This is a genomic window from Epibacterium ulvae, assembly GCF_018678075.1.
GTDB lineage: Bacteria > Pseudomonadota > Alphaproteobacteria > Rhodobacterales > Rhodobacteraceae > Epibacterium > Epibacterium ulvae_A.
This window is the reverse complement of sequence record NZ_JAHHIR010000078.1, coordinates 1-5,838: the sequence shown is the minus strand read 5'-3', so window position 1 is coordinate 5,838 and position 5,838 is coordinate 1. Positions and strand designations below refer to the sequence as shown.

The following is a 5,838-nucleotide window of genomic DNA, read 5'->3' as shown; positions in this document are numbered from 1 at the left end:
GGCGCATCACGCCATCGTAAACCATTGCAGTTAATGAAAATAATCCCGCCCAAAACACGGCGATCATCCCCTCTCGGGACATTGCTATGCAATGACCTGCCGGGCAGTGAACGCGTGATTTCAGGAAGAAGGGTTCAAGACGCGCCATCTGCGCATCCGTCAGCCAGAATAGATCAGACATGGTCACCACTCGGTTTTTGAATCGTGAATCACGACCCTAAGCGGAAATCAATGGGTCCAGACCCTAGGCACCGAGTGGTGTCGCTTCCGTTTCGACATCATCGATCTCCTTCGTGTTGAGGATCAACAGAAAGCAAATCGCAGCTTACGTCAATGTCCCAATCCCTATGGGTAGCTCAGAAATTGCACATTATGGATAGCCCGTTCGTCGTTAATCCGACGGTCGGGCATTTCAATTGTAACGGTTTGTAAAGTTTCAGTTTCTATTCTGTGTTTAGGGTGAAACCTAAATTGGAATGGGCAGAATGCCGTTATTAAAGACACTCTTTTTTGGGGTAAGTCGTCGCTGTGAACTGCGATATGTAGCACACGCGTGCGTATGTATTTGTGCTATGACGTCAACAACGTCAGCGCGCGAACATGACCCGTCCATCGCTGGTCTGTGCGATCTGGCGGCGCAACAAGCCGCTCAAGACCAAGGCATCCCATTGGATGTCATGCGCTCCATTACACGAACGGAAACAGGACGCGGCGGCCAAAATGGTCTTCAGCCTTGGCCATGGACCGTGAACATGGAAGGTGCGGGAAAGTGGTTCGATACTGAAGGCGAGGCGCGCCAATATGCGATCTCTCACTTCAACCGTGGGGCCCGCAGTTTTGATGTGGGCTGCTTCCAGATAAATTACCGATGGCACGGCCAGGCATTTGAATCGATCGAACAGATGTTCAACCCGGTCGTAAACGCACAATACGCCGCTCGTTTTTTGAACGAACTCTATGAAGAGTTTGGAAACTGGTCACAAGCGGCCGGTGCATACCATTCACGCACGCCAAAATACGCGCAAAAATATGCTGCTCGGTTTGCACGCATTCGCACCAATCTCGGCCCGATCACCACTGTTGCTTCACTGCCAAGATCACAGCGGCAAAGGGCGGTCTTTGGCGCTCCTCTACCGCTGATATCTGTACATAAACCTGGCCCATTGGTTGCTCAAGGCACTGTACGAATGGGATCGCTAGTGCCCATTGATGGTGCGGCTTCCCGCGCCTTGATCCCTTTAAATTGAGAGTGCTAACCCGTGCCTAAATTAAGTATACAGCAGATTTTTAGCCCAACGGTTTTGCTTGCGATCGCATTGATGGCGATCATTGTGATGATGATTCTGCCGGTTCCCGCCTGGGTATTGGATGTCGGGTTGGCAACTTCTTTTGCACTGGCGATTTTGATCTTCACGATCACTTTGTTCATCGAGCGACCGTTGGACTTCTCGTCCTTTCCAACGATCCTCTTGGCGTCTTTGATGTTGCGCTTGTCGCTCAATGTCTCGTCGACAAAGCTTATTATTGGACAAGGACATACCGGTACGGATGCGGCTGGCAATGTCATTCAAGGCTTTGCCCAGTTTGTAATGGGCGGCAACGTTTTCCTTGGGCTTGTGATTTTTTGCGTCTTGCTGATCGTAAACTTCATGGTGATTACAAAAGGTGCGGCGCGTATGGCGGAAGTCGGCGCCCGTTTTGCCCTTGATGGTATGCCAGGTAAGCAGTTGGCGATTGACGCTGACATGAGTGCAGGTGCGATTGATCATGCGACCGCAAAGGAACGGCGTGAACTTGAACAGAAAGAAACAACTTTCTTTGGTTCATTGGACGGTGCTTCCAAGTTCGTAAAAGGCGACGCTGTTGCTGGCCTATTGATCACCATTTTGAACCTGCTCGTGGGTTTGGTAATGGGCCTTTTGGTCCACGACATGGCCATTTCGGATGCATTTGAAACCTACACAATCCTGACTGTAGGTGACGGGCTTGTATCCCAAATTCCCTCCGTCATTATTTCCATTGCAGCGGCGCTTCTACTGGCGCGCGGTGGCGCAACCGGGACGACAGACACTGCTTTGCTGGCGCAGTTCGCTGGTCATCCTGGTGCCTTGGCAACTGTTGCAGTTCTCATGGCACTTTTTGCTCTCGTGCCGGGCTTGCCATTTGTTCCATTTATGGCGGGTGCTGCTAGCCTGGGTTATGCTGCGTATCGCGTGTATCAAAAGTCCATTGAAGAAGAAGAAACGGCGATTGATGCACAGATAGAGAAAACTGCGAAACCTTCGGAGTCTCGTCCCCTCGGCGACATTCTCGATCTAGATGACCTTCACCTGGAATTCGCGCCAGATCTGGTGAGCATGGTTTTGGACGCAGGGACCGGTCTGGATGCACGGATCGCCAATATGCGTACCCATGTCGCCACGTCCTTTGGCCTGATCCTACCGGAAATTCGGTTAAGCGATCAATCAGAACTTGATCCAGGAACCTATGTCATCAAAGTGCATGGCGTTGAGCAGGCTCGTGGTGTTTTGCGTCCGGATATGGTTCTGGCGTTGATGCCTGAACAACACGACTCTTTGCCGCCGGGACCAGACGTAACCGAACCCGTCTACGGTGCCCCCGCAAGGTGGGTGTCCAGTAAACACGGTGAGCAAGCGAATATGATGGGCGCTACAGTTGTTGCACCAGCAGAAATTCTTGCCACCCATCTCTTGGAAATTATTAAACTCAACTTCTCGCGCTTGTTGACCCTCAAATCCTTGCGCCGCCTTCTGAACGAGATGACCGAATTGACAGATGGGTTCCGTGCAGAAGCCAATCGGAAGCTGATAGATGAACTGGTACCGGACAAAGTGCCAATCGACTCTTTGCATTCTGTATTGCGCCTGTTGCTCGAAGAACGCGTGTCGATCCGCAACATGCCTCTGATTTTGGAGGCCATCGCCGAGGCACGCGTCCACACGGCTTTGCCGGAAGCCATCTGCGAACATGTGCGTCAACGACTGGGCTTCCAATTGGTCGCCGAAATGAAGCGCGGCGACGGAACCATTCCGTTGGTCCAATTGGCCCCTGAGTGGGAGGAAATTTTCGCAACCTACCAGGTGGATGGTCAAGGCACAGGCTTGGACATCGCGCTGCCACCTGACCAATTCAACAAACTTGCGGACGGGCTAAACGATCGCTTGGTGCAAACAACGGAACAGGGGATCACCGCAGCGGTTGTCACATCAACACGGCGACGCAGGTATTTGAAGACCATTCTCAAGTCCCGAGGCGTAACAAACCCCGTCTTATCGTTTGAGGAAATCGGCTTGGAAGCACAGCCGGCATTGGTCGGTCTCGTTCCGGCATGAATTTCGAGTTCCTCCCTCCTGAACTTGTCGCGCTCCTGGGGGCTGGGTTCTGGCACGCGGCCATCGTCTTTTTAAGACTGGCTGCTATGGTTGCGGCATTGCCGGCCATCAGCGAAGAGTTTGTACCCACGAACGTGAAGCTTGTCGTCGCCATCGTTTTCACTTTGATCGTTGCGCCATCGGTACCCACTCAAGCCACACCGAACAGCCTCTTTCTATATGGCGGTCTGGCAATCAGCGAAGCGATCATCGGTTTGGCATTGGGCTTTGGTGTCCGGATCTTCGTCTTAACACTTCAAACGGCCGGCTCCATTGCCGCCCAGAGTACATCTCTGTCACAAGCATTTGGCGGGATTGGAGCAGAACCAATGCCGGCTATTGGTAGTTTTCTAGTTTTTGCAGGAACTGCCTTTGCTGTCATGATGGGATTACATGTAAAAGTAGCGGAGTTTATGATTCAGTCTTATCAGCTGTTTCCAGTCGGTCAGTTTCCACCCGCGTCCGAACTCACTCCGTGGATCGTAACAAGAGTCTCGCACAGTTTTTCCATGTCGTTTGCCTTGGCGGCGCCGTTTGTAATCACGTCAGTCATTTACAATTTCACACTCGGCTTCATCAGTAGAGCAATGCCACAATTGATGGTCTCAATCATCGGCGCACCCGTCATCACCTTTGGCGGCATGTTCATTCTAATGGTCGCCAGTCCGATGATCCTGATGTATTGGGCTGAAGTCTTCTTTGGGTTCTTTGCAGATCCGACCGGAGGTGCTCGATGAGCGGCCAGGACGACGATTCAGAAAAAAACCTTGATCCAACCCCGGAAAAACTCAAAAAAGCCCGAGAGAACGGGGATGTTCCAAAGTCGACAGATCTATCGGTCGCTGCAGCATATTTAGGTTTGCTCATTGCCTTTTTTGGAACCGGCTTGGGTCCGGTGCAAAACTTGGGCTCAATTATGATGACCTTTTTTGATCATCCAGACAAATTGGTCGCGCTCTACTTCGAGGGCTCTACTGCATCGCCAGTTAGTTCATTGATCACATCAGTTCTACTTGCAGTTCTGCCATGGTTTGCCGTTCCGGCATGTTTGGTGTTGCTATCCATTTTGGGACAAAAGGCATTTGTTGTCGCCCCAAGTAAGCTGGAGCCAAAACTGTCCAAAATTTCTTTGATTTCGAACGCTAAAAACAAATTCGGTCGCGCAGGTTTTTTTGAATTTCTCAAAAGTTTTGCCAAATTGCTAATATACTCGATTGGCTTGAGTTATTTTCTGACGTCACACATGCCAGAGATGATTGCATCCGCCGCAACTGGGCCGTTTGGCGTTATGATGCTATTGGCAAGTTTGATGATGAGCTGTCTCATCATTGCGACGTTGATTGCCACAAGTATCGGCGTTTTTGACGCCGTGTTTCAACACGCTGAGTTTATTCGAAAAAACATGATGTCGCGGCAAGAAGTGACTGACGAACATAAGAACGCCGAAGGTGATCCGCAGTTCAAAGGTCAACGCCGTCAACGAGCGCAAGAAATTGCCTTGAGCCAAATGATCGGGGTTGTTCCGGATGCCGATGTGGTAATTGTGAACCCGACACATTACGCGGTTGCACTTAAGTGGTCACGCGAACAGGGGTCTGCACCAACGTGTATCGCCAAAGGTGTGGATGAAATAGCGGCGGCCATTCGAGAAGTGGCTCAAGAACACGGCGTGCCTATTCATAGCGATCCACCAACCGCGCGCGCAATTTATGCAACGGTCGAGATCGATCAAGAAGTTCAAGAAGTTCATTACGCACCCGTCGCTGCGGCCATTCGATTTGCCGAAACAATGCGTGAAAAAGCAAAAGGTCGTGTGTGGTGAAAGAAAAAATGTTGAAACAAATGCAGAGCGTGACCGAAGCGCAGTACATGCAAGAACACGCACGCATAAAACCAATACTAGACGCCGAGGCGGCGATCCGAGGGAAACTTGCCCAGCTTGACCGGCAAGTAAAAGAAGCCCGAGAGCAATCAGACAGCGACCATGCGATGAAGTCATTGGGCGCTGATCTTCTATGGCAAGGGTGGCATCACCGGATGCGCCGCCAGCTCAACACCGAGCTTGCACAAGCCACCGCGAAAAAGTTGATGGCTATGGACCGCTTACGGAAGTCGTTTGGCCGAAAGCATGCAGTCCAGACTATGTCTCGTGAAGCGACCGAACAGAAGAAGGCTGATCAAAGAAAACGCCGTGATGCGCAGCTCATGAAGTTCTGATTCCTCGCATCAATTTACTGGACTCAGTCTTGAACGCCCAATTGCCTATGAGCTAATGGTATGAACTGCCTTCCTGCCAAACCGCAGCTATTGTTGCGGGCATCGGTGGAGAGATAGGAGCATTCTGATGGATGTCGAAGTATTGGGCATTGATCTGGGCAAGACCGTTTGCAGCCTTGCGGGATTGGACGCAACAGGCGCGGTCGTGTACCGCAAGCGCCTTCAACGG

General features: G+C 51.3%; 5 protein-coding genes and 1 pseudogene. 5 read left to right on the top strand and 1 reads right to left on the bottom strand.

The window, feature by feature from the left end:
• Positions 1-181: pseudogene (locus KMP13_RS16850) on the bottom strand (hypothetical protein); the annotation flags it as partial.
• 391 nt (positions 182-572) lie between these two features.
• On the opposite strand from KMP13_RS16850, the gene KMP13_RS16845 reads away from it, so the two are divergent.
• The 5 genes from KMP13_RS16845 (at position 573) to KMP13_RS16825 (ending at position 5,609) form a co-directional block, all read left to right on the top strand.
• Positions 573-1,247: a lytic transglycosylase domain-containing protein gene (locus KMP13_RS16845; protein WP_215267145.1), complete on the top strand. Its 675-nt coding sequence runs from the start codon at positions 573-575 to the stop codon at positions 1,245-1,247.
• Between the two features lie 72 nt (positions 1,248-1,319).
• Entirely contained in the window at positions 1,320-3,353 is a 2,034-nt protein-coding gene (gene flhA / locus KMP13_RS16840; RefSeq protein WP_251363918.1) for a flagellar biosynthesis protein FlhA, read from the top strand.
• Positions 3,350-4,129 (top strand): flagellar biosynthetic protein FliR, encoded by a 780-nt coding sequence (locus tag KMP13_RS16835; protein ID WP_215267143.1) that lies wholly within the window; start codon positions 3,350-3,352, stop codon positions 4,127-4,129. Before flhA ends, KMP13_RS16835 begins: the two co-directional genes overlap by 4 nt.
• On the top strand, positions 4,126-5,214 hold the full coding sequence (gene flhB, locus KMP13_RS16830; protein WP_215267142.1) for a flagellar type III secretion system protein FlhB: 1,089 nt from the start codon (positions 4,126-4,128) through the stop codon (positions 5,212-5,214). The genes KMP13_RS16835 and flhB overlap by 4 nt, the downstream gene beginning before the upstream one ends.
• Positions 5,211-5,609, top strand: coding sequence for a hypothetical protein (locus KMP13_RS16825; protein WP_215267141.1), 399 nt, complete (start codon positions 5,211-5,213; stop codon positions 5,607-5,609). The genes flhB and KMP13_RS16825 overlap by 4 nt, the downstream gene beginning before the upstream one ends.
• The last annotated feature ends 229 nt before the right edge of the window (positions 5,610-5,838 follow it).

What these genes read in the sequence shown, in the direction of transcription:
- flhB (WP_215267142.1), top strand. Translation starts at nt 4,126, where the DNA reads ATGAGCGGCCAGGACGACGATTCAGAAAAAAACCTTGATCCAACCCCG.
- KMP13_RS16845 (WP_215267145.1), top strand. Translation starts at nt 573, where the DNA reads ATGACGTCAACAACGTCAGCGCGCGAACATGACCCGTCCATCGCTGGT.
- flhA (WP_251363918.1), top strand. Translation starts at nt 1,320, where the DNA reads ATGGCGATCATTGTGATGATGATTCTGCCGGTTCCCGCCTGGGTATTG.
- KMP13_RS16835 (WP_215267143.1), top strand. Translation starts at nt 3,350, where the DNA reads ATGAATTTCGAGTTCCTCCCTCCTGAACTTGTCGCGCTCCTGGGGGCT.